Annotated in this window: 19 protein-coding genes; 10 read left to right on the forward strand and 9 right to left on the reverse strand. The window is 65.2% G+C overall.

What is annotated here, in order from left to right:
• The first annotated feature begins 149 nt into the window (after positions 1-149).
• Both secA and AC2ITM_RS00895 read left to right on the forward strand, forming a co-directional pair.
• On the forward strand, positions 150-2,876 hold the full coding sequence (secA, locus tag AC2ITM_RS00890; RefSeq protein ID WP_486467960.1) for a preprotein translocase subunit SecA: 2,727 nt from the start codon (positions 150-152) through the stop codon (positions 2,874-2,876).
• Positions 2,860-3,534: a hypothetical protein gene (locus tag AC2ITM_RS00895; protein WP_486467961.1), complete on the forward strand. Its 675-nt coding sequence runs from the start codon at positions 2,860-2,862 to the stop codon at positions 3,532-3,534. Before secA ends, AC2ITM_RS00895 begins: the two co-directional genes overlap by 17 nt.
• Here AC2ITM_RS00895 and AC2ITM_RS00900 read toward each other — a convergent pair.
• Positions 3,507-4,307: an IclR family transcriptional regulator gene (locus AC2ITM_RS00900; protein WP_486467962.1), complete on the reverse strand. Its 801-nt coding sequence runs from the start codon at positions 4,305-4,307 to the stop codon at positions 3,507-3,509. The two genes, AC2ITM_RS00895 and AC2ITM_RS00900, sit on opposite strands and share 28 nt — an antisense overlap.
• Positions 4,308-4,424: 117 nt before the next feature.
• On the opposite strand from AC2ITM_RS00900, the gene AC2ITM_RS00905 reads away from it, so the two are divergent.
• The gene (locus AC2ITM_RS00905) at positions 4,425-6,572 is read left to right on the forward strand and encodes a malate synthase G (protein WP_486467963.1); all 2,148 of its coding nucleotides are present in this window, start codon (positions 4,425-4,427) and stop codon (positions 6,570-6,572) included.
• A 58-nt stretch (positions 6,573-6,630) separates the two neighbouring features.
• Here AC2ITM_RS00905 and radC read toward each other — a convergent pair whose 3' ends face one another.
• From radC to dnaK, 3 genes are all read right to left on the reverse strand, one after another.
• On the reverse strand, positions 6,631-7,392 hold the full coding sequence (gene radC, locus AC2ITM_RS00910) for a RadC family protein (protein WP_486469457.1): 762 nt from the start codon (positions 7,390-7,392) through the stop codon (positions 6,631-6,633).
• A gap of 184 nt (positions 7,393-7,576) precedes the next feature.
• Positions 7,577-8,722, reverse strand: a complete 1,146-nt coding sequence (dnaJ, locus tag AC2ITM_RS00915) for a molecular chaperone DnaJ (RefSeq protein ID WP_486467964.1) — start codon at positions 8,720-8,722, stop codon at positions 7,577-7,579.
• Between the two features lie 87 nt (positions 8,723-8,809).
• The gene (dnaK, locus tag AC2ITM_RS00920) at positions 8,810-10,732 is read right to left on the reverse strand and encodes a molecular chaperone DnaK (RefSeq protein WP_486467965.1); all 1,923 of its coding nucleotides are present in this window, start codon (positions 10,730-10,732) and stop codon (positions 8,810-8,812) included.
• Between the two features lie 218 nt (positions 10,733-10,950).
• On the opposite strand from dnaK, the gene AC2ITM_RS00925 reads away from it, so the two are divergent.
• Complete coding sequence (locus tag AC2ITM_RS00925; protein WP_486467966.1) at positions 10,951-11,550, forward strand: alpha-ketoglutarate-dependent dioxygenase AlkB family protein; 600 nt, start codon at positions 10,951-10,953, stop codon at positions 11,548-11,550.
• Here the strand turns inward: AC2ITM_RS00925 and AC2ITM_RS00930 are convergent.
• On the reverse strand, positions 11,547-12,365 hold the full coding sequence (locus tag AC2ITM_RS00930) for an ABC transporter permease (protein WP_486467967.1): 819 nt from the start codon (positions 12,363-12,365) through the stop codon (positions 11,547-11,549). The genes AC2ITM_RS00925 and AC2ITM_RS00930 overlap by 4 nt on opposite strands.
• A gap of 177 nt (positions 12,366-12,542) precedes the next feature.
• Between AC2ITM_RS00930 and cysQ the strand changes: the two genes are divergently transcribed.
• From cysQ to AC2ITM_RS00960, 6 genes are all read left to right on the forward strand, one after another.
• Positions 12,543-13,337 carry a 3'(2'),5'-bisphosphate nucleotidase CysQ gene (gene cysQ / locus AC2ITM_RS00935; RefSeq protein ID WP_486467968.1) on the forward strand — a complete coding sequence of 265 codons (795 nt, stop codon included), beginning with the start codon at positions 12,543-12,545 and terminating at the stop codon, positions 13,335-13,337.
• 276 nt (positions 13,338-13,613) lie between these two features.
• A complete protein-coding gene (gene galU / locus AC2ITM_RS00940; RefSeq protein ID WP_486467969.1) occupies positions 13,614-14,507 on the forward strand; it encodes a UTP--glucose-1-phosphate uridylyltransferase GalU in 894 nt (297 codons plus the stop codon).
• A 139-nt stretch (positions 14,508-14,646) separates the two neighbouring features.
• Positions 14,647-15,702, forward strand: coding sequence for a glycosyltransferase family 2 protein (locus AC2ITM_RS00945; protein WP_486467970.1), 1,056 nt, complete (start codon positions 14,647-14,649; stop codon positions 15,700-15,702).
• Between the two features lie 182 nt (positions 15,703-15,884).
• Positions 15,885-16,895 carry a glycosyltransferase family 2 protein gene (locus AC2ITM_RS00950; RefSeq protein ID WP_486467971.1) on the forward strand — a complete coding sequence of 337 codons (1,011 nt, stop codon included), beginning with the start codon at positions 15,885-15,887 and terminating at the stop codon, positions 16,893-16,895.
• Between the two features lie 18 nt (positions 16,896-16,913).
• The gene (locus AC2ITM_RS00955) at positions 16,914-18,605 is read left to right on the forward strand and encodes a DUF5927 domain-containing protein (RefSeq protein ID WP_486467972.1); all 1,692 of its coding nucleotides are present in this window, start codon (positions 16,914-16,916) and stop codon (positions 18,603-18,605) included.
• Complete coding sequence (locus AC2ITM_RS00960; RefSeq protein WP_486467973.1) at positions 18,606-19,988, forward strand: nodulation protein NodH; 1,383 nt, start codon at positions 18,606-18,608, stop codon at positions 19,986-19,988.
• 108 nt (positions 19,989-20,096) lie between these two features.
• On the opposite strand, the gene AC2ITM_RS00965 is transcribed toward AC2ITM_RS00960, so the two are convergent.
• The 4 genes from AC2ITM_RS00965 to AC2ITM_RS00980 all read right to left on the reverse strand — a co-directional run bounded on the left by AC2ITM_RS00965 (position 20,097) and on the right by AC2ITM_RS00980 (position 22,770).
• Positions 20,097-20,561: a PTS sugar transporter subunit IIA gene (locus AC2ITM_RS00965; RefSeq protein ID WP_486467974.1), complete on the reverse strand. Its 465-nt coding sequence runs from the start codon at positions 20,559-20,561 to the stop codon at positions 20,097-20,099.
• 50 nt (positions 20,562-20,611) lie between these two features.
• Positions 20,612-21,181, reverse strand: coding sequence for a ribosome hibernation-promoting factor, HPF/YfiA family (gene hpf / locus AC2ITM_RS00970; protein ID WP_486467975.1), 570 nt, complete (start codon positions 21,179-21,181; stop codon positions 20,612-20,614).
• Between the two features lie 323 nt (positions 21,182-21,504).
• Positions 21,505-22,263, reverse strand: a complete 759-nt coding sequence (gene lptB, locus AC2ITM_RS00975; protein WP_486467976.1) for an LPS export ABC transporter ATP-binding protein — start codon at positions 22,261-22,263, stop codon at positions 21,505-21,507.
• Positions 22,264-22,770, reverse strand: coding sequence for an LptA/OstA family protein (locus AC2ITM_RS00980; protein WP_486467977.1), 507 nt, complete (start codon positions 22,768-22,770; stop codon positions 22,264-22,266).
• Positions 22,771-22,772: the final 2 nt, after the last annotated feature.

The raw sequence follows: 22,772 nt of genomic DNA on the forward strand, positions 1-22,772 counted from the left end.
GGGCGCGGCGTTGACACAGGTAGGGCTCCACCTTACATCGCCTTATGGCAAAGGGCCGGAGGGCCGGTTCCGGCTCTTTCTATGGGCCATGCGGACGCCGGACAACAGGCCCAAAAACACGAAGGCGTCAGAGAGGCGGAATACGGATCATGCTGGGTATCGGAACAATCGCCAAGAAGGTCTTCGGGACCCCGAACGACCGCAAGGTGAAGGCAACCCGCCCGCTGGTCGCGAAGATCAACGCCCTGGAAGAGGAATTCCGTGCGCTGACCGACGACCAGCTTCGGGCCAAGACCGAAGAGTTCAAGAAACGGGCAGCCGAGGGCGAAAGCCTGGACGACATGCTGCCCGAAGCCTTCGCCAACTGCCGCGAAGGCGCGCGCCGGGCGATCGGCCTGCGGGCCTATGACGTGCAGCTGCTGGGCGGGATCTTCCTGCACCAGGGCAATATCGCCGAGATGAAGACCGGCGAGGGCAAGACCCTGGTCGCGACCTTCCCGGCCTACCTGAATGCCCTTTCCGGGAAGGGCGTTCACGTGGTGACGGTGAACGACTACCTGGCGAAACGCGACGCCGAATGGATGTCGAAGGTCTATGGCTTCCTGGGGCTCAGCTGCGGGGTGGTGCATCCCGGGCAGGACGACTTCTCGAAGAAGGCGGCCTATCGCTGCGACATCACCTATGCCACCAACAACGAGCTGGGCTTCGACTACCTGCGCGACAACATGAAGTCGGACCTGGACGATCTGTACCAGCGCGAACACAACTTCGCGATCGTGGACGAGGTCGACAGCATCCTGATCGACGAGGCGCGCACGCCGCTGATCATCTCTGGGCCGTCGCAGGACCGTTCGGACCTGTACCTGTCGATCGACAAGCTGATCCCGCTGCTGCCCGAAGAGGGCTACACCATCGACGAAAAGCAGCGCTCGGTCACCTTCACCGAAGAAGGCAACGAGGCGCTGGAGCAGCTGCTGCACCAGCAGGGCCTGCTGGCCGAGGGCGCGACCCTTTATGACCCGGAAAGCACGACCATCGTGCACCATGTCAACCAGGCCCTGCGCGCCCACAAGCTGTTCCTGAAGGACCAGCAGTACATCGTCCGCAACGGCGAGGTCGTGCTGATCGACGAATTCACCGGCCGGATGATGTCGGGCCGCCGCCTGTCCGAGGGCCTGCACCAGGCCATCGAGGCCAAGGAAGGCGTGCAGATCCAGCCCGAGAACGTGACGCTGGCGCAGGTCACCTTCCAGAACTACTTCCGCCTCTACAACCGGCTGTCGGGCATGACCGGCACCGCGATGACCGAGGCCGAGGAATTCCTGGAAATCTACAGCCTTGGCGTGGTCGAGGTGCCGACGAACCGTCCCATCGCCCGCAAGGACGAGGATGACGCGATCTACCGCACCGCCCGCGAAAAGTACGAAGCCATCGTCGAAGAGATCAAGGTCGCCCATGCCAAGGGCCAGCCGGTGCTGGTCGGCACCACCTCGATCGAGAAATCCGAGATGCTGTCGCAGATGCTGACCCAGGCCGGTCTGCCGCACAACGTGCTGAACGCCCGTCACCACGAGCAGGAGGCCTCGATCGTGGCCGAAGCCGGCAAGCTGGGCGCGATCACCATCGCGACGAACATGGCCGGCCGCGGCACCGACATCAAGCTGGGCGGCAACGTCGAGATGAAGGTGATGGAGGCGCTGGCCGCCAACCCCGAGGTCAACCCCGACCAGCTGCGCGAAAAGATCGAGGCCGAGCACGCCGCCGCCGAAGAGGCGGTGAAGGCGGCCGGGGGCCTGTTCGTTCTGGCCAGCGAACGCCATGAATCGCGCCGGATCGACAACCAGCTGCGCGGCCGTTCGGGCCGTCAGGGGGATCCGGGGCGTTCCAGCTTCTTCCTGTCGCTGGAAGACGACCTGATGCGCATCTTCGGCTCGGACCGGCTGGACAAGGTGCTGTCGGGCCTTGGCATGAAGGAAGGCGAGGCGATCGTGCACCCTTGGGTGAACAAGTCGCTGGAACGCGCCCAGGCCAAGGTCGAGGGCCGCAACTTTGACATGCGCAAGAACGTGCTGAAGTTTGACGACGTGATGAACGACCAGCGCAAGCTGATCTTCAAGCAGCGGCGCGAGATCATGGAAACCACCGATCTGGCCGAGATCGCGCAGGACATGCGCTACGAGGTCATCGAGGATCTGGTGACCAAGTTCATGCCGCCCAAGACCTATGCCGACCAGTGGGACACCGAGGGCCTGAAGACCGCCTGCCGCGAGCAGCTGGGCATCGACGTGCCGGTGGATGAATGGGCGGCCGAGGAAGGCGTCGACGACGAACACATCATCGAGCGCCTGGAAGAGGCCTCGGATGCGGTGATGGCCCAGAAGACCGAGGCCTTCGGCGAAGACAACATGCGCCTGATCGAAAAGCAGATCCTGCTGCAGACGATCGACGGCAAGTGGCGCGAGCACCTGATGCGGATGGAGCACCTGCGCTCTGTCATCGGCTTCCGCGGCTATGCGCAGCGCGACCCGCTGAGCGAGTACAAGAACGAGGCCTTTGCCATGTTCGAGACGATGCTCGACGGTCTGCGCGAGGATGTCACCACGACCCTCGCCCGCGTCCGCCCGATGACCGAGGAAGAGCGCGAGGCCCAGATGGCGCTGCTGCAACAGCAGATGGCGCTGCAGCAGCAGCAGGTCGACGAGGCCGTGCACCAGGCCGAAGCCGCCGCCAGCGACGAGGCCCCCGAGGCCCCCGAAGGCGCGCTGCCGGGCTTTGACGAGGCCGACCCCTCGACCTGGGGGATGCCGGGCCGGAACTCTCCCTGCCCCTGTGGGTCGGGCAAGAAGTTCAAGCACTGCCATGGCGAAATCGCCTGACCTTCTGAAAACGGCGCTCTCGGGCGCCGTTTTTTGCGTGGCCCTGGCCGCGGCCGGAAGCCTGCGCGCGGCCGATTGCGGCATCATCGCCGGCGCCACCCCCGAGGCCGGGGCGATCGTCCGTTTCGACCTGGCCGCGCCCTGCCGCGGTGGCCAGGACGTGACGATCCTGCACGATGGGCTGGCCTTCACCGAAACCCTGCCGCCCAATGGCATCCTGCAGATCGACCTGCCGGTGTTGTCGGACCCGGCGCTGATCGTGGCGGCTTTCGCAGATGGCGCCTCGGCCCATGCGCAATCGGCGGTCACGGGGCTGCAGGACGTGGTGCGGGCCGCCGTCGACTGGACCGGCCCCTCCGAGATCGCGCTGATCTCGGCCGATGACAGCGGCAATGGCGTCCACCTTGGCACCCATCGCGGCGCCGACGGGCGGCATCTGCGGATCGACAGCTTCAAGGCGGGCAGCGACGTGCCGATCCTGCCCGAGGTCGTCCTGACGCCCGAGACCTGCAACACCGCCCTGACCGTCCATGCGGCGCTGAAGATGCCCGGCCAGCCCGCCATCCACCACACGCTGAAGCTGGACCTGCCGGCCTGCGATGCGGTGACGGAAGACCGGGTGCTGCTGCCTCAGCTCTTCCCGGAACTGGGCGACTGATCGCCCGCCGGTGCAGCGCCCATCGCCGCCGACAGCTCGGCCGCGATGCGCTGCACGGTTTCGCCGCAACGGGCGACCTTTTCCGGGGTCATCCGCGCCGCCAGCCCGCTGACCGAGATCGCGCAGGCCGGATCCCCGTCCGGGCCCCGGACGACGGCGGCAACGCAGCGCAGGCCCAGCACGAATTCCTCGTCATCGACGGCATAGCCCTGGGCGCGGATGCGGGCCATTTCCGCCAGCGCGGCCTCGGGGCGGGTCAGGCTGCGGGCGGTGGCGGCGCGAAAGCCGTGGCGGCGGATCAGCTGGCTGACCTCGGCATCGCTGCGGGTGGCCAGCAGCGCCTTGCCCATCCCCGAACACAGCACCGGCACCCGGCCCCCGGGCGGGGAAATCGCGCGCATGATCTCCCGGCTTTCGACCTGGCTCAGGGTGACGACCTCGCCGTCCTCGATCAGGCCCAGGTTCGCCGTCTCGCGGGTGGCATCGCGCAGGCGCCGCAGAAAGGGCAGGGCCGGGGCCACCAGGTTGCGCGCCAGCACATAGGCCGCCCCCACCCGATGCGCCGCCCGCCCGACATGCCAATGCCCCGAGGCCGCATCCGATTGCAGGAAGCCGCGCTGTTCCAGCGTTGTCAGCAGCCGGTGTGCGGTCGAGGCCGCCAGCCCGGCGCGCCGCGCGACCTCTGACAGGCGCAGCCCGTCGGGTTCGGCGGCGATCAGTTCCATCAGGGTCAGCGCGCGGTCCACCGACTGGACGCCCGGGGCTTCGGCCATGGGGTGCCTTTCCATTTTCTGCCGATACCTTTCCACATCGTGGAAAAGGTTGCAAAGCCATCCCCCTTTGTCCCGCGCTGTGGCTAAGGTGGCGCAAAGCGTTTGAGGAGACACCCGATGACCCAATACGTGACCCGCGCCGGTCTTTCGGTCGCAGCGCCGCTGGCCGCCCTGGTCGAGGACCAGATCCTGCCCGGCCTGGAGATTTCGCCCCAGGACTACTGGTCCGGCTATGCCCGCCTGCTGGCGCGGCTGGTGCCCGAGAACCTGCGCCTGCTCGAGGTCCGCGACACCCTGCAGGCCCGGATCGACGACTGGCTGCTGGCCCGCAAGGGGCAGCCCTGGGATGCCGCCGCCTATCGCGCCTTCCTGGAAAAGATCGGCTACATCGTCCCCGAGGGCCCGGAGTTCCAGATCGGCACCGCCGATGTCGACCCCGAGATCGCCACCATCGCCGGCCCGCAGCTGGTGGTGCCGGTGATGAACGCGCGCTTTGCGCTGAATGCCGCGAATGCCCGCTGGGGGTCGCTGTATGACGCGCTCTATGGCACGGATGCCCTGCCGGGCGTGGCCGAGGGGCCGGGCTATGACCGTGCCCGGGGCGCGCAGGTGATGGCCTGGGCGGCCGAATTCCTGGACCTGGCGCTGCCGCTGAAGGGCGCAAGCCACGCCGAGGTCACCGCCTATCGCCGCGACGGCACGACCCTGGTGGCCGAGGTCGCAGGTGTGGCCCATGGCTTCAAGGACCCGTCCGCCTTCAGGGGCTATACCGAGGACGGCACCAAGGCCTCGTATCTGCTGCGCCACAATGGCCTGCATGTCGTGCTGATGATCGACCCGGATCATCCCGTGGGCCAGGACAGCCCGGCGGGCCTGCGCGACGTGGTGCTGGAATCCGCGATGACCGCGATCCAGGATTTCGAGGATTCCATCGCCGCCGTCGATGCCGATGACAAGACCGAGGCCTATTCCCGCTGGCTGGGCCTGATGAAGGGCGACCTGACCGACAGCTTCGAAAAGGGGGGCGGGGTGATGACCCGGGCGCTGAACCCCGATCCCGAATACCTCTCGCCCGAGGGCGAAGCCTTCACCCTGCAGGGCCGCGCCCTGCTGCTGGTGCGCAACGTCGGCCACCTGATGACCACCGATGCGGTCCTCTTCGAGGGCGAGGAAACCCCCGAGGGGATGCTGGATGCCATCGTCACCGTCGCCTGCGCCATGCATGATCTGATCAAGGCCGAGGGGCCGCGCAATTCCCGCGCGGGCTCGGTCTATGTGGTCAAGCCCAAGATGCATGGCCCCGAGGAAGTGGCCTTTGCCGAGGCGCTTTACGCGGGCGTCGAGGACATCCTGAATCTGCCGCGCAACACGGTGAAGCTGGGGGTGATGGACGAGGAACGCCGGACCTCGGTCAACCTGCGCGAATGCATCCGCGCGGTGAAGGACCGGCTGGTCTTCATCAACACCGGCTTCCTGGACCGCACCGGCGACGAGATCCACACATCAATGCAGGCGGGGCCCTTCGTGCCCAAGGCCGAAATGAAGGATGCCGCCTGGCTTAGCGCCTACGAGAACGGCAATGTCGACACCGGCCTTGCGGTGGGGATGCAGGGCAAGGGGCAGATCGGCAAGGGCATGTGGGCCAAGCCCGACATGATGGCCGAGATGCTGGCGACCAAGATCGGCCATCCGATGGCGGGCGCAACGACGGCCTGGGTACCCTCGCCCACGGCAGCGACGCTGCATGCGACGCATTACCACCAGGTCGATGTCTTTGCCCGCCAGGACGACCTGAAATCCCGCGAGAAGGCCAGCCTGGATGCGCTGCTGACGCCGCCGCTTTTGTCGGGCCGCAACCTGACCGAAGACGAGGTCGCCCGCGATCTGGACAACAACTGCCAGGGGATCCTGGGCTATGTGGTGCGCTGGATCGACCAGGGCGTCGGCTGCTCCAAGGTGCCCGACATCCATGACGTCGGGCTGATGGAGGACCGCGCGACGCTGCGGATTTCCTCGCAATACCTGGCGAACTGGCTGCTGCACGGCCTGGTGGGCGAAACCCAGGTCGAGGACGCGCTGCGCCGGATGGCAGTCAAGGTCGATGCGCAGAACGCTGGCGATCCGGCCTACCGGCCGATGGCCCCGGGCTTTGACGGCGTGGCCTTTGCCGCGGCGCGGGATCTGATCTTTACCGGCGTGGCGCAGCCCTCGGGCTATACGGAGCCGGTGCTGCATGCCCGCCGCCGCGAAGCCAAGGCGCTGTAAGACCCTGATGCGACGCCCGGTTGCGGGCGTCGCATGCATATTTGGGGAAAGATGAAACCTAAAGGTAGCCCTCTGCCCGGAAGCTGAGCTCGCGGGAGCGGCCGATGATGATGTGATCGTGCAACACGATGCCAAGGGCGCTGGCGGCGGTCTCGATCTGGCGGGTCATCTCGATGTCGCTCTCCGACGGGGTCGGGTCGCCCGAGGGGTGGTTGTGGACCAGGATCAGCGCGCTGGCATTGTGGTGCAGGGCGCGCTTGACCACTTCGCGGGGATAGACGGGAACGTGGTCCACGGTGCCCTGGCCCTGCGCCTCGTCCGCGATCAGCACGTTGCGACGGTCCAGGAACAGCACGCGAAACTGCTCGGTCTCGCGATGGGCCATGGCGGTGTGGCAATAATCCAGCAGCGCCTCCCACGAGCTGACCACATGGCGCTGCATGACGCGGGCACGGGCCAGCCGTTGTGCGGCGGCCTCGATGATCTTCAGCTCGCAGATGACGGCCTCGCCCACATCAGGCACCTCGGTCAGGCGCTCGGGGCTGGCTGTTACAACGCCGTTGAAATCGCCGAACCGCTGCAGAAGGGCATGGGCCAAGGGTTTCATGTCACGCCGGGCATTGGCGCGGAACAGAACCAGCTCCAGCATCTCGTAATCCGGCAAGGCGCCTGCGCCACCCTCCAGAAAACGGTCCCGCAGCCGCTTGCGGTGGTCCCGGATATACGAGGGCAACCGCCCTTGCGGCAGGGCCGCAGGCACGGCCTCGTCGGAATCGAAAAGGGGCAGGGTCATTTCCCGGAAGGCGCGCGGATCACTCATCATGCGCCAAGCTTCGCGCTCCGTTCCTTAAACCATGGTTAACGCAGTGCGCCGTCCCTTCATTTTCTTGTTCCAAATACCTCGGGGGAGTCTTCCGGTACGGAAGACGGGGGCAGAGCCCCCCTCCACAGATGAAAAGGGCGACCCGAAGGCCGCCCTGTCCAAACAATTCCATCATCGGGTCTCAGCCCTTCATCGAGTCCCAGAAATTCTTCACCGATTTGAAGAACCCTTCGCTTTCCGGATTATTCTCCGCGGAAAGCTCCTCGAATTCGCGCAGCAGTTCCTTCTGGCGATGGGTCAGGTTCACCGGGGTTTCCACCGCCAGCTCGATGAACATGTCGCCATGACCGCCACCGCGCAGGGCGGGCATGCCCTTGCCGCGCAGGCGCATCTGCCGCCCGGCCTGGCTGCCCTCGGGGATCTTCACCCGGGAACGCCCGCCGTCGATCGTCGGCACCTCGATATCACCGCCAAGCGCGGCCGAGGTCATCGACACCGGCACGCGGCAGAACAGGTTCGTCCCCTCGCGTTCGAAGATGTCGTGCTTGGCCACCTCGATGAAGATGTAAAGGTCCCCCGCAGGGCCGCCGCGCATCCCGGCCTCGCCCTCGCCACCCAGGCGGATCCGGGTGCCGGTCTCGACGCCGGCGGGAATGTTCACCGACAGCTGCCGCTCGCGCTCGACACGGCCCTGGCCGCCGCAGGCCGAGCAGGGGTTCTTGATGATCTGCCCCAGACCCGAACATGTCGGGCAGGTGCGTTCCACGGTGAAGAAACCCTGCTGCGCACGGACCTTGCCCATGCCCGAACAGGTCGGGCAGGTGACCGGTTCCGCACCGCCCTCGGCGCCGGTGCCGTGGCAGGTGTTGCACTGAACGGCGGTCGGTACCTTGATGGTCTTCTGCAGGCCCTGGTAGGATTCCTCCAGCGTCACCCGCAGGTTGTAGCGCAGGTCCGAACCCCGGGTGGCGCGTTGCCGCCCGCCGGGCTGGCGCCCGCCCATGAAGTCGCCGAACAGGTCGTCGAACACGTCCGAGAAGGCCGAGGCGAAATCGCCCTGGCCCCCCGCACCGCCCGGCCGCCGCCCGGCCCCCATGCCACCTTCAAAGGCCGCATGGCCGAAGCGGTCATAGGCGGCTTTCTTCTCGGCATCCTTCAGGCAGTCATAGGCCTCGTTGGCCTCCTTGAACTGCTCCTCGGCCTGGGGGTTGTCCTGGTTGCGGTCCGGATGAAGTTCCTTGGCCTTCTTGCGATAGGCCTTCTTGATCTCTTCCGCAGAGGCGCCCTTCGACAGGCCGAGGACCTCGTAGTAATCGCGTTTTGCCACGTCAGGTCATCCCTTCCTTCGGAACGATCAGGGCCGGCCCGCCCGATGGGAGGACCGGCCCCGGAAGTTCCTCAGCGAAGCTGCAAATCAGCCACGCTTCTTGTTGTCGTCCAGGTCCTCGAAATCGGCGTCGACAATGCTGTCGTCATCCGAGGGGCCCGCGCTGTTGTCGGCCGCCGAAGGCTCGTCGTCGTTTTCCGACGCCTGCGCCTTGTAGATCGCCTCGCCCAGACGCATCGCCGCTTCGGTGACGTTCTGGATGCCGGCCTTGATCTTGTCGGCGTTGTTGCTTTCCAGCTCGTCCTTCAGGGCGGCCAGGGCCAGTTCGATCGCCTCGACGGTGGACGGGTCCACCTTGTCGCCATGATCCTCGATCGATTTCTCGGTCGAGTGGATCAGGCTTTCGGCCTGGTTCTTGGCTTCGATCAGCTCGCGGCGCTTCTTGTCGGCCTCGGCGTTCTCTTCCGCGTCCTTCACCATCTTCTCGATATCGGCATCGGACAGACCGCCGGACGCCTGGATGGTGATCTTTTGCTCCTTGTTGGTGCCCTTGTCCTTGGCGCCGACGGACACGATGCCGTTGGCGTCGATGTCGAAGGTCACTTCGATCTGGGGCACGCCACGCGGGGCGGGCGGAATGTCTTCCAGGTTGAACTGGCCGAGCATCTTGTTGTCGGCCGCCATTTCACGTTCGCCCTGGAACACGCGGATGGTCACGGCGTTCTGGTTGTCCTCGGCGGTCGAGAAGACCTGCGATTTCTTCGTCGGGATCGTCGTGTTGCGGTCGATCAGGCGGGTGAACACGCCGCCCAGGGTCTCGATGCCCAAGCTCAGCGGGGTCACGTCCAGCAGCACCACGTCCTTGACGTCACCCTGCAGCACGCCGGCCTGGATCGCGGCGCCCATGGCAACCACTTCATCCGGGTTCACGCCCTTGTGGGGTTCCTTGCCGAAGAACTTGGTCACCTCTTCGATGACCTTCGGCATACGGGTCATACCGCCGACCAGAACCACCTCGTCGATGTCCGAGGTCGACAGGCCCGCATCCTTCAGCGCAGCCTGGCAGGGCTTCAGCGAGCCCTTGATCAGGTCGCCGACCAGGCTTTCCAGCTTGGCGCGGGTCAGCTTGACCACCAGGTGCAGCGGCGTGCCGGTTTTCGGGTCCATCGAGATGAACGGCTGGTTGATCTCGGTCGACTGGCTGGACGACAGCTCGATCTTGGCCTTTTCAGCGGCTTCCTTCAGACGCTGCAGGGCCATCTTGTCGAGGGTCAGGTCGACGTTGTGCTCTTTCTTGAACTCGCCCGCCAGGTAGTTGACGATGCGCATGTCAAAGTCTTCGCCGCCCAGGAAGGTGTCGCCGTTGGTGGCTTTCACTTCGAACAGGCCGTCGTCGATTTCCAGGATGGTGACGTCGAAAGTACCACCGCCAAGGTCATAGACCGCGATCGTGTGGGTGTCTTCCTTGTCCAGACCGTAGGCGAGGGCGGCTGCGGTCGGTTCGTTGATGATCCGCAGCACCTCGAGCCCGGCGATCTTGCCGGCATCCTTGGTGGCCTGACGCTGGGCGTCGTTGAAGTAGGCCGGGACCGTGATGACCGCCTGGGTCACTTCCTCGCCGAGGTAGCTTTCGGCGGTTTCCTTCATCTTGCCGAGGATGAAGGCAGAGATCTGCGAGGGCGAATATTTCTCGCCGCGGCTTTCGACCCAGGCGTCGCCGTTCGGGCCGGCGATCACGTTGTAGGGCAGGTTCTTCTTGTCTTTCGACAGGTGGGCGTCATCCGACCGGCGGCCGATCAGGCGCTTGACGCCGAAGATGGTGTTGGCGGCGTTGGTGACGGCCTGGCGTTTTGCCGACTGCCCGACCAGGCGCTCTTCTTCCGTGAAGGCGACGATCGAGGGCGTCGTGCGCGCGCCTTCGGAGTTCTCGATGACCTTGGCCTGCGAGCCGTCCATGATGGCGACGCAGCTGTTGGTGGTGCCGAGGTCGATACCGATCACTTTGGACATGTTTTCAATCCCTTCTACTTAAGGCGATGTTACGAGGAACCGACCCGTGTCGGCATCGGCCCCCGATCCCTGACACGACGGTAGGTTCCCCGTCCCGCCGCGCTTCTGGGCGTATATAGGCAGGGGGTTTGCACCCTGCAAGCGCGCAGCAAGGGGGCGAAACGCAAAAAACGCGGCATTTCACGGCAAATGCCCGTGGCACTGGCAAGAGGTTGGTCATGTCCGTGAAGATCCATGGGGTCGAGATCCTGAAGGGGCATCTGGATCGTCCCGCGCAACAGGCGCTGATGGACCAGTTGCGCGATGTCGTGGCGGCGGCGCCGCTGTTTTCGCCGGAAACCCGCGGCGGACGGAAGATGAGCGTGCGGATGACCTCGGCCGGGCGCTATGGCTGGGTGTCGGACCGCCGTGGCTACCGTTATGAACGCCGCCACCCCTCGGGCTGCGACTGGCCGCCGATCCCGCCGCTGGTGCTGGCGCTGTGGCATGCCGTCACCGGGCTGGAGCGCGCGCCCGACTGCTGTCTGCTGAACCTCTATCGCGACAGCGCGCGGATGGGGCTGCACCAGGACCGGGACGAGGCCGATTTCCGCTGGCCGGTGCTGTCGGTCTCGCTGGGGGATGACGGGTTGTTCCGCATAGGCGGGACGGAACGCGGGGCGCCTACGCGCTCGGTCTGGCTGCAGTCGGGCGACGTGGCGGTGCTGGGGGGTGCGGCGCGGCTGTGTTATCACGGGGTGGACCGGATCCGGCCCGGCAGTTCCAGCCTGCTGGCGGGGGGTGGCCGGCTGAACCTGACCTGCCGGGTGGTCGACTAGCGCACCTTCCACGACAGCGACACATGGCGGCGGGTGTAGAATTCGCCGATCATCGCCAGGCAGAAGATCACCACCGAGACCCAGATCGCATAGCTGATCGAGGTGAAATGCGGCGTGTAGTTGATGAAGACGTGGCCTCGGGTCTGGTCGATGGTGTGGAACAGCGGGTTCCAGTCGAAGATGTTGCGCATCTTCGGTGGCAGGGTGTTCACCACGAACATCTTCCCCGAGGCGATCATGTTGGCACGCCGGTAAAACTGCGAGGCGATGTTGGCGAAGGTCGGGACCCAGGGCTTCAGCGCGGCGAAGGCCACACCCACCGCAATGCCGAACCCCCAGGCCACCAGCACCCCGGCGAAGGCGCCTGCGGGCTGGTAGATCTCGAACGGGCCATGGATCAGGTGATAGCCCAGCAGGATGATCAGCAGGCACAGTGTCTGAACGTAAAGCACCGACAGCGAAGACGAGGCCAGCGCCACCAACGTGTTCAGCGGCCGGTGCTGGCGCATCGAGGCAAAGGCGCTGCTGGCCCCCATCACCTGGCCCACGGTCTGGATATGGGTGCGGTACAGGAACACGCCCGACAGCATGAACAGCAGGAAATCGCCACGGATCGCGGTGCTGCGCAGGCCGAACAGCAGGAACATCAGGTAAAAGACGCTCATCATCACGGCGACGCGCACCAGGTTGTTCAGGATCGAGAACAGCGCGCTGCGGTGCGATTTGCGGATGTCATGGGCGGTGGAATGGAAGATCAGCTCGGCCATGCCGAGGGCCGATTGCAGCCGGCTGCGGGGGACGGGCTTTTCGAACATTCGCCTGCTCCGTCGTCGGGCCGCTGCCTTGCTGCGCAGGGTTGCGGCGGTTTCGGTCGCATTCTGGTCGGCAACGGGCAGCGGGTCTTGCAAAGTGCCCTCGGGACAGGGATACCTCGGGAAAAGTTTTCAATCAATTAGCGAGGTCCCGGTCCGCCGGTCCTCGAGGAGCCTATTTTGGATTACGAAAAACTGACCGTCGTCATGCGCACCCTTGCCCTGGAAGCCGGTGCGAAGATCATGGAAATCTACAACTCGGACGATTTCGAGGTGAAGACCAAGTCCGACGAAAGCCCTGTGACGGCGGCGGACGAGGCGGCGGATGCGCTGATCTCGGCCGGGCTGAAGGCGGCCTTCCCCGATATCCTGCTGGTGACCGAGGAACAGTCGGCGACCCACAGCGAACAGGCCGCGACCTTCCTGATCGTCGACCCGCTGGACGGCACCAAGGAATTCGTCAACCGCCGCGGCGACTTCACCGTCAACATTGCGCTGGTCGAGAACGGCACCCCCACCCGCGGTGTGGTCTACGCCCCGGCGCGCGAGCGGATGTTCTTCACCCTGGCGGATGGTTCGACCGTCGAGGAAATCGGCCCCTTCGGTGACAAGCCGTCCGAGATGAAGGCGATCAAGGTCTCGGCCCCCGACAATGACGCGCTGATGGTCGTGGCCTCGAAAAGCCACCGCGACCAGGCGACCGACGACTACATCGCCAAGTACAAGGTCAAGGACATGACCAGCGCGGGCTCTTCGCTGAAGTTCTGCCTGGTGGCCACGGGCGAGGCCGACATCTACCCGCGCGTCGGGCGCACCATGGAATGGGACACCGCCGCCGGTCACGCGGTGCTGAAGGGCGCGGGCGGCGAGGTGGTGCGTTTCGACGACCATACCCCGCTGGCCTACGGCAAGGACGGCTATGCCAACTGCTTCTTCATCGCCTACGCCCCCGGCGTCGATCTGAAGAGCGCCTGATTCCCGGGGGGGGGCTGTCGCCAGGCCACGGGCGGGATGCGCGCAATGATGGTTTTCCGCGCATCCGCAGTGCTGTCCGTGATCAAGTCGTGACGTCTTGAAGACAGGCGATTTTTCCAGTGGAAAGCCCCCTTGCGATCCGTCATGCTGTTGCGCAGAACAACTTGAAATCGAGTTTTTTCGTTACACAATTCCAACCGAATTTGTCTGATGCGACCTGGGTGCTATGCTCTGGAAGGCATCGGACGGACATTTTGAAAAAGTTGAGGGCTTAAAGTGAAAAACAAGGTCACCAAGGCGATTTTCCCCGTTGCGGGCCTGGGCACGCGCTTCCTTCCGGCCACCAAGTCGGTGCCGAAGGAGATCATGACCCTCGTCGACCGGCCGCTGATCCAGTATGCCATCGACGAGGCCCGCGCCGCCGGCATCACCGAGTTCATCTTCGTCACCTCCAAGGGCAAGTCGGCCCTGGAAGACTATTTTGACCATTCCGCCGTCCTGGAGGCCGAGCTGGAGGCCAAGGGCAAGACCGACCTGCTGGAGATCCTGCAGCAGACCTACATGGAATCCGGCCAGATCGCCTATATCCGCCAGCACAAGGCCCTGGGCCTGGGTCACGCGGTCTGGTGCGCCCGCCGCCTGATCGGCGACGAACCCTTCGCCGTCATCCTGCCCGATGACGTCATCGCCGCCGAGAAACCCTGCCTGGCGCAGATGATCGAGGCCTTCGAGGAAGAGCCCGCCTCGATGGTCGCTGCCATGGAAGTGCCCGCCGACAAGGCGAAATCCTACGGTGTCCTCGACATCGCCGAGGACAATGGCGACGTGGTGAAGGTCAAGGGCATGGTCGAAAAGCCGAAGGCCGGCACCCAGCCGTCGAACCTGGCGGTGATCGGCCGCTACGTGCTGCAGAACACCGTCATGCAGAACCTCGACCAGCTGAAATCCGGTGCCGGCGGCGAGATCCAGCTGACCGACGCCATCGCCGACGAGATCACCGCAGGCCGCAAGGTGCACGGCTACCGCTTCAAGGGTCAGCGTTTCGACTGCGGCTCGAAGGCGGGCTTCCTGCAGGCGACCGTGTCCTTCGGCCTGTCGCGCGACGATCTGAAGGACGAGCTGATGGAATATCTGCAGGATGTGGTCGCGCTGAAGACCGCCGCCCAGTAAGGCCTGGCTCCGTTTCGAACCTGCGGGGGCGGTCCGAAAGGGCCGCCCCCTTGCCTTTGCTGCAATTGCACAAAGACGACGCTTGACCGGGAAGGCCGGGCGGCCGCACGCTCGGTCCGGTTGTGGCGTGGAGGTGTGGATGCGGATCCGGGGCGGGCTCTCTGGGGTCAGGCGCGGGCTGGCGCGGCAGCGGCAGGCGCTGAAGCTGCGCCGCCGCCGCCAGCTGGGCCTGTGGCAGGCGTTCCGTGCACGCCATGACCTGCACTGCCGGATCGACCGCACCGCCGCGATCCGCCCGGGCGACGTGCTGCTGGTCTGCGTCTTTCGCAACGAAGCCCTGCGGCTGCCCTATTTCCTGCGTCATTACCGGCGCCTGGGGGTGCGGCATTTCCTGTTCGTCGACAATGACAGCGACGATGACAGCGCGGCGCTGCTGGGGGCGGCCCCCGACGTGTCGCTGTGGTGGACCGATGCCTCGTACCGGGGGGCGCGCTTTGGGATCAGCTGGCTGAACCACCTGCTGGCGCGGTATGGCCATGACCATTGGTGCGTTATCGCCGATGCGGACGAACTGCTGGATTATGCCGGATCGGGGCACATGGATCTGCCGGTTCTGGCGGCCCGGCTGCAGGCCCGTGGCCAGCCGGTCTTTGGCGCCTTCCTGCTGGATCTCTTTCCAGAGGGGCCTCTGGGCCGGCAGGTCTACCGCCCCGGCGACGATCCGCGCCAGGTACTGACCCATTTCGACCCCCGCCCGATGCGGGTCACCCGGCAGATGCCGATGGGCAATCTGTGGCTGCAGGGCGGGCCGCGCGACCGGGTGTTCTTTGCCGGCCAGCCCGAGCGCGCGCCGACGCTGAACAAGCTGCCCTTCCTGAAGTGGCACCGCCGTTACGCCTTCGTTAACTCATCGCACGCGATACTGCCGCCGCGGTTGAATGCCTATTACTCGGGGCCGGGCGGTCCGTTTCCCAACGGCGCGATTCTGCATACGAAATTCCTGCCCGATGTCACGCAACGGGCGGCCGAGGATATGTCTCGGCAACAGCACTTCAATGTGCCGGAGGCCTATCGCGACTATTACCTGTCCATTCTCTCGGAACCGGTCCTGAAGGATGGTGTTTCCCTGGAATTCAAGGGGGTCGAGGGACTCGTGGATCTGGGATTGATCAGCCCTGAACGGGAATTGGGCTGAATTCCTTTTCCTCTTGTCGGAATCCAGAAGGGTTCGTTAATGTTGGAATCAACCATGGGTGGTTTTTCGCTTCTTCCGTGCCCGTGGAAGTCATGCCGGTGTTACGGGGGCGCGGGGCCTTGCGGGACCGGCGCGGTGGGGTGGCATGCCGTCCGGAAGGCGGCTGGAATGGAACGTGCGACTTGGGTCTTCGGGACACATATCGGCTTCGGCGCTGGCGTCGCAGAAGGGCCCTGCGTGGCTTCCTGAAGTCGCGCGGCCTGAAGGCCGTGCAGGACAACACCGGGCTGATCCGCAAATCCGACATCCTGCTGTTCGCCACCATTCGGAACGAGAAGATCCGCCTGCCCTATTTCCTGGACTATTACCGCCGGATGGGGGTGGACCGGTTCCTGATCGTCGACAATGCCAGCCAGGACGGTGCACAGGATTTCCTGACCGGGCAGGAGGATGTCTCGGTCTGGTACACCGAAGGCAGCTACCGTGATGCCAGTTTCGGCATGGACTGGATCAACCACCTGCTGCGGCGCCATGGCCATGGTCACTGGGTTCTGGTGGTGGATCCGGATGAATTCTTCGTCTACCCGTTCTGCGATACCCGGCCGCTGTCGGCGCTGACCGGCTGGCTGGACACCTGCGAGATCCGCAGTTTCGGGACCATGCTGCTGGACATGTATCCCAAGGGCCCCCCCGAGGCGCAGCCCTACCAGGAAGGCCAGGATCCGCTCGAGATCGCATCCTGGTTCGATTTCGGCAACTACACGATCAAGAAGAACGACACCTTCGGCAACCTGTGGATCCAGGGCGGACCGAGGATGCGCACCTTCTTCCGCGACACGCCGGAACGGGCGCCGGCGCTGAACAAGATCCCGCTGGTCAACTGGCACCGCAGCTTTGTCTATGAAAGTTCGACACATATGCTGCTCCCGCGGGGGTTGAATCTGGTCTATGATCCCTGGGGCGGAGAGAAGGCCAGCGGCGTGCTGCTGCACACCAAGTTCCTGCACACCTTCGCCGACAAGGCCGCAGAAGAGGTGAACCGGGGCGAGCATTACCAGGGGGGGCAGGAATACCGGGCCTATGATTCCAACCCCGAGGCCGTGGCGCAGCTGTGGTGCAAATGGTCCGAGAAATACATCAACTGGCGACAGCTCGAGGTTCTGGGGCTGCTGTCCAAGGGCAACTGGGCCTGAAGCGGGGGGCGGCGCGGGGTGACGGTCGGTATCGTGATGTTGGTCCATACGGCTTTGGGGAGGGCAGCGCAGGTGGCCCGCCACTGGAGCGCGGGCGGCTGCCCGGTGGTGATCCATTGCGATGCGCGGGTGTCCGACCGGCAGTTCCAGCGTTTTCGGGCCTCGCTGTCGGACGATCCGCTGATCGCCTTCGGGCCGCGGCACCGCTGCGACTGGGGCACCTGGGGGCTGGTGGCGGCGACCCAGGACGCGGCGACGCTGCTGCTGAAGACCTATCCGCAGGCCAGCCATGTCTTCCTGACCTCTGGATCCTGCCTGCCGCTGCGCCCCGTGCAGGAGCTGGTGAACTACCTCGCGGCGCGGCCCTCGACCGATTTCATCGAAAGCGCCACCACCGATGACGTCACCTGGACGGTGGGCGGGCTGGACCGCGAACGCTTCCTGCTGCGCTTCCCCTTCTCGTGGAAAAAACACCGGCGGCTGTTCGACTGGTACGTCAATGTCCAGCGCCGGGCCGGCTTCCAGCGCCGCATCCCCGAGGGGATCGTGCCGCATATGGGCAGCCAGTGGTGGTGCCTGACCCGGCAGACCCTGCAGGCGATCCTGACGGATCCGAACCGCCGGACCTACGACAGCTACTTTCGCAAGGTCTGGATCCCGGACGAAAGCTATTTCCAGACCCTGACGCGGCGCTGGTCTCAGCAGGTGGAAAGCCGGTCGCTGACGCTGTCGAAATTCGATTTCCAGGGCAAGCCGCACATCTTCTACGACGATCACCTGCAGCTTCTGCGGCGATCGGACTGCTTTGTGGCGCGCAAGATCTGGCCCCGCGCCGGCAAGCTGTATCGGGCCTTCCTGACCGATGGCCACACGGCCATGAAACGGGCCGAGCCCAACCCCGGCAAGATCGACCGCATCTTCGAGAAGGCCTCGGATCTGCGCACCCGCGGGCGCACCGGCCTCTACATGCACAGCCGTTACCCGAACGAGGGCTGGGATAATGGGCTGACGGCCGGGAAATACTCGATTTTTCAGGGCTTTGCTGAGGTCTACGAAGATTTCGAGCCCTGGCTGGAGCGGCAGGCGGTGGCGCGGGTGCATGGGCCGCTCTTCGGGCCGGGCGATGCGGTTTTCGCCGGTGGCCAGACGATCCTGAACGGCGGGCTGATGGCGGATGCGCGGCTGCGCGATTACGCGCCGCGGGACTTCCTGACCAACCTGGTGTGGAACACCCGGGGCGAACGCCAGGTCTTCCAGTTCTCGCCGCTGGCCAACCAGGCGATCTGCTGGGACATTGCCAAGGACCCGAATGCCCATGTTTCGCTGATCACCGGGGCCTGGGCGGTGGCGCTGTTCCGCTCGGGGATGGATTTCACCGAGGCGCGGGCCGAGGCCGCGCGCCTGCAGAAGATCGAGAACGACTTCCTGGGCGCGCTGCGTTCGCCCTATGCCCGGGCGCGGGTGTCGGTGTGGAACATGGCCCAGTTCGTCCGCGCCCCGATGGCACCGCTGCAAAGCGCGATCGAGGTGATCGGCGCCCGCCTGGCCACCCCAGTGGCCGAGGCGCCCACCATGGTGGCCCTCGAGGGCTTTGCGCAATTCCTGCAGGAGCTGAAGAACACCGGCATGCATCCCTTTCTGGTGGGCGATCTTCCGGTCGCGCCCCCGCCCCGGCCGCAGCAGGTGCGACCCTATCTGGTGCGGCAATAGATGGCGGATTTCGACTATTTCATCGTTTTCGCAGACATGCGGACGGGGTCGAATTTCCTCGAGGCGAATTTGAATGCCTTCGAGGGGCTGACCTGCCATGGAGAGGTCTTCAACCCGCATTTCGTCGGCTATCCGAACCGCGATGCCTGCCTGGGGGTGGGACGGGCAGCGCGCGATGCCGATCCCGGGGCGTTGATCGCAGCGCTGAAGGCGGCACCGGGGCTGAACGGGTTTCGCTTCTTCAGCGATCATGATGCCAGGGTGGCCGCGATGGCGCTGGCCGATCCGCGCTGCGCCAAGGTGATCCTGGGGCGCAATCCGCTGGACAGCTACATCAGTCTGAAGATCGCGCGCGCCACCGACCAATGGAAGCTGACCGATGTGCGGCGCCGGCGCGACAGCCGCATCCGTTTCGAAACGGCCGAGTTCTTGCGGGTGCTGGAGGTGATGAAGGCCTTTCGGCTGGATCTGCTGAACCGGCTGCAGGCGGCGGGGCAGGTGGCCTTCTGGCTGGATTACGACGACCTGCAGTCATTGCCAGTGATCAATGGGCTGGCGGCCTGGCTGGGGGTCGATGCGCGCCTGCAGGCGCTGGACCAGAGCCTGAAGGTGCAGAACCCCGGCCCCCCCGAGGACAAGGTCGAGAACCCCGAGGAGATGCGCGCGGCCTTGGCCCGGCTGGATCTGTTCAACCTGGACCGGGTCCCGGATTTCGAGCCGCGTCGCGGTCCGAGGGTGCCGAACTTTCTGGCGGCGGGGGGGCTTTTGTACATGCCCGTGCCCGGCGGCCCCGAGGCCGCGGTCGAACACTGGATGTCGGGGCTGGCGGGCGGGGTGCTGCGTGATTTCAACCGCAAGCGGCTGAAGGACTGGCAGCAGGCCCATCCCGGGCACCGCAGTTTCACCGTGATCCGGCATCCTTTGGTGCGCGCGCACGAGGTCTTCTGTCGCAAGATTCTGGACCCGGGGACAGGACACCTGCCCGAGATCCGCCGCCTGCTGATCCAGCGGTTCGGACTGGACCTGCCGGATGGACCCGAGGGGCTGGCGGATGTGGCGCGCCACCGGTCGCTGTTCCTGGGGTTCCTGGATTTTCTGAAGGCCAACCTGGCGGGGCAGACCGGGCTGCGCATCGATGCCCACTGGGCCAGCCAGTCGGCGGTGATCGAGGGTATGACGCAGATCGTTCTGCCCGACCGGGTGATCCGCGAGACAGAAATGGCGGAGGAGCTGTCGGCGATGGCCGGGGGCACAGTTGCGCCCGAACCCAGCCGGGCGCCGGTGCCGCTGGCGGCGATCCATGATGCGGCGCTGGAGGCGAAGGTGGCCGAGATCTATGCCCGCGACATGCTGGGGTTCGGATTCGGGCCCTGGCGGGGCTAGGGGGCTCTGCCCCCGTCCCCTGCGGGGACTCCCCCGGAGTATTTATGGCCAGATGACAGGGAAGCCGGTCGCGCGGGGCGAATCGAATCCCCCGAGTTTTCCAGAGGCTCAGGCGGCCTGCATGTCCTGATCGGAGGTCAGGATCGCATAAAGCGTCGCGGGATCGGTGTTGGAGCGCAGCTTTTTGCAAAGGGCTTGATTTCGCAGGGTTCTCGAGACGAGCGCCAGAGCCTTCAGGTGTTCGACACCGGCGCTTTCGGGGGCGAAGAGCGCAAAGATCACATCCACTGGCTGGCGGTCGATCGCCGCGAAATCCACAGGCTTTTCCAAGGCAATGAAGGCGCCCAGAACCTGGTCCATGCCTTCAAGGCGCGCATGCGGCAGGGCCACGCCGTGGCCCACGCCGGTGGGCCCCAGATTCTCGCGCTCCTGCAGGGCTTCGACGACCATGCCCTGGTCCAGCCCGTAGGCGGACTGGGCCAGGTCGCCGATATCCTGCAACAGGCGCTTCTTGCTGGATGCCGAGGCAATGACCTTGATCGCATCCGGCTTGAGAATCTGAGACAGTTTCATGCCGTCTTTCGTATCCCTTGTGCGGGACCCGTCAGACGGGTTCCCGGTCCTCAGTTCCGCGGGTCGATCCAGCCGATATTGCCGTCCTCCCGACGATAGACCACGTTGAGCCCATCCTTCTTCTCGTTCCGGAAGACCAGGATCGGAGCGCCGGCAAGTTCCATCTGCATGACGGCTTCGCCGACCGACAGCGAGGGAATCTTGGTCTCCATCTCCGCAACGATCACGGGCTGCAGGCTATCGGGTTCCGAATCCTCGTTGTCCTGTTCCGAGGCGAGGATATAGGTCGATGCCCCCAGGAGTTCAACCGGCTCGACCCGCTCCTTGTGGTGGTCTTTCAGACGACGTTTGTAGCGCCGCAGCTGTTTTTCCATCTTCTCACAGCAGGAGTCGAAAGAGGCATAGATTTCCGTGGCTTTCGCCTTTGCCTGGGCGGTCAGCCCGGTACTGAGGTGCACGGTGGCTTCGCAGATGAATTCATGTGCGCTCTTGGAAAAGGTGACGCTGCCGTCGGTCGGACGGCCAGCATATTTCGACACGGCGGTCACCAGCCCATCGCGGACGTGGGTTTGCAGGGCTTCGCCGATGTCGATCTGTTTTCCGGTGATCTGAGTGCGCATTCCGTCTCCTCTCATGACAATTCGGGCGTGGGGCGGCGTGGCTTTGCCGACACGCTTAGGTTCGAATGCTGCGGAAAAGTGACAGTCCGTTCAGCCAGAGCATTTCCCTGCCGCAAAGGCGGCCCGGGCGATGTTCATCAGGGCGACGCGAAACTGTCATATATCCATTTGAGGGTGAAACGGGGCGGACTGTCAACGCCCTCTGGGTCGCATCCTTGACGCGGCGTTTCCCCGCCGGTTCACAGGCCCGCGGGCGGGCCTTTCAGGCAAGGCGCGGCCGACCCCGGGATGGGGGGCGCGGCAGGGTGTCGCTGGGGCCTTGATCAGGAGATGCGGAAGCTGTCGCCCAGGTAGACGCGGCGGACGTTTTCGTTGCGCACAACCTCGTCGGGGGTGCCCGACATCAGCACCTTGCCGTCGTGCAAGATGTAGGCGCGGTCGACGATTTCCAGCGTTTCCCGGACGTTGTGGTCGGTGATCAGCACGCCGATGCCGCGGGTCTTCAGATCCGCCACCAGATGCCGGATATCCGCGACCGAGATCGGGTCGACCCCGGCGAAGGGTTCGTCAAGCAGCAGGTACTTCGGATCGGCGGCCAGGCAGCGGGCGATCTCGACCCGGCGGCGTTCGCCGCCCGACAGCGCCAGGGCGGGGGCGCGGCGCAGGTGCTCGATCGAGAATTCTGACAGCAGTTCCTCGAGCCTCTCGCGGCGCTTGTGCGGATCGGCATGGGTGATGTCGAGGATCGCGGCGATGTTGTCCTCGACGTTCATGCCGCGGAAGATCGACATTTCCTGCGGCAGGTAGCCGATGCCCAGCTTGGCGCGGCGGTACATCGGCAGGCCGGTCACGTCGATGCCGTCCAGCAGGACGCGGCCGCCCTCGGGGATGACGAGGCCCGCGATAGAGTAGAAACTGGTGGTCTTGCCCGAGCCGTTCGGGCCCAGAAGCGCCACGACCTCGCCCTGGTCAAGGCTGATCGAGACATCGGTGATCACCACGCGCTTCTTGTAGGCCTTGCGCAGGCCGGTGATGCGCAGGCCCTTTTCGGCCGGGGCGGGGCTGACGGCAGAACGCGGCATTCACTTGGCCTGCTGCTGAAGGACGGTGCGCACGTTGCCCTGCATCTGCGCCTCGCCGGTGGTGACGTTCAGGTCCATGCGGTCGGCGGCGATGGTGTTCTTGCCGCTGACCAGCAGCACCTTGCCCTGCATCCGAACCTTGCCGCTGGAAACCAGGTAGTCGGCGGTCTGCGCTTCGGCGGCATCGGTGCCGCTGACCAGGGTGACGCCGCCGGTGGCATGCAGACTTTCGATCTGTTTGCCGGTCTCGTCATAGGCGACGGTGACCTTGGCGGCCGACAGCTTCATCGTGTCCTGCTGGATCACCACCTTGCCCTCGAACACGGCCGAGCCGTCCTTCTGGCTGACCGAGAGCGTCTCGGACTGGATGTTGATCGGGGCGTTGCGGTTGCCGCCGCCCTGTCCGAAGGCCAGCGAAGCGCCCTGCGCTGCGGCAAACCCCGTCGCAGCCAGGGTCAGGGCGCCGGCCAGCAGGACCGGAAGAAGGCTGTTCCTGAATGCATTCAAGG

The organism is Pseudooceanicola sp. NS-SX9, assembly GCF_057380705.1.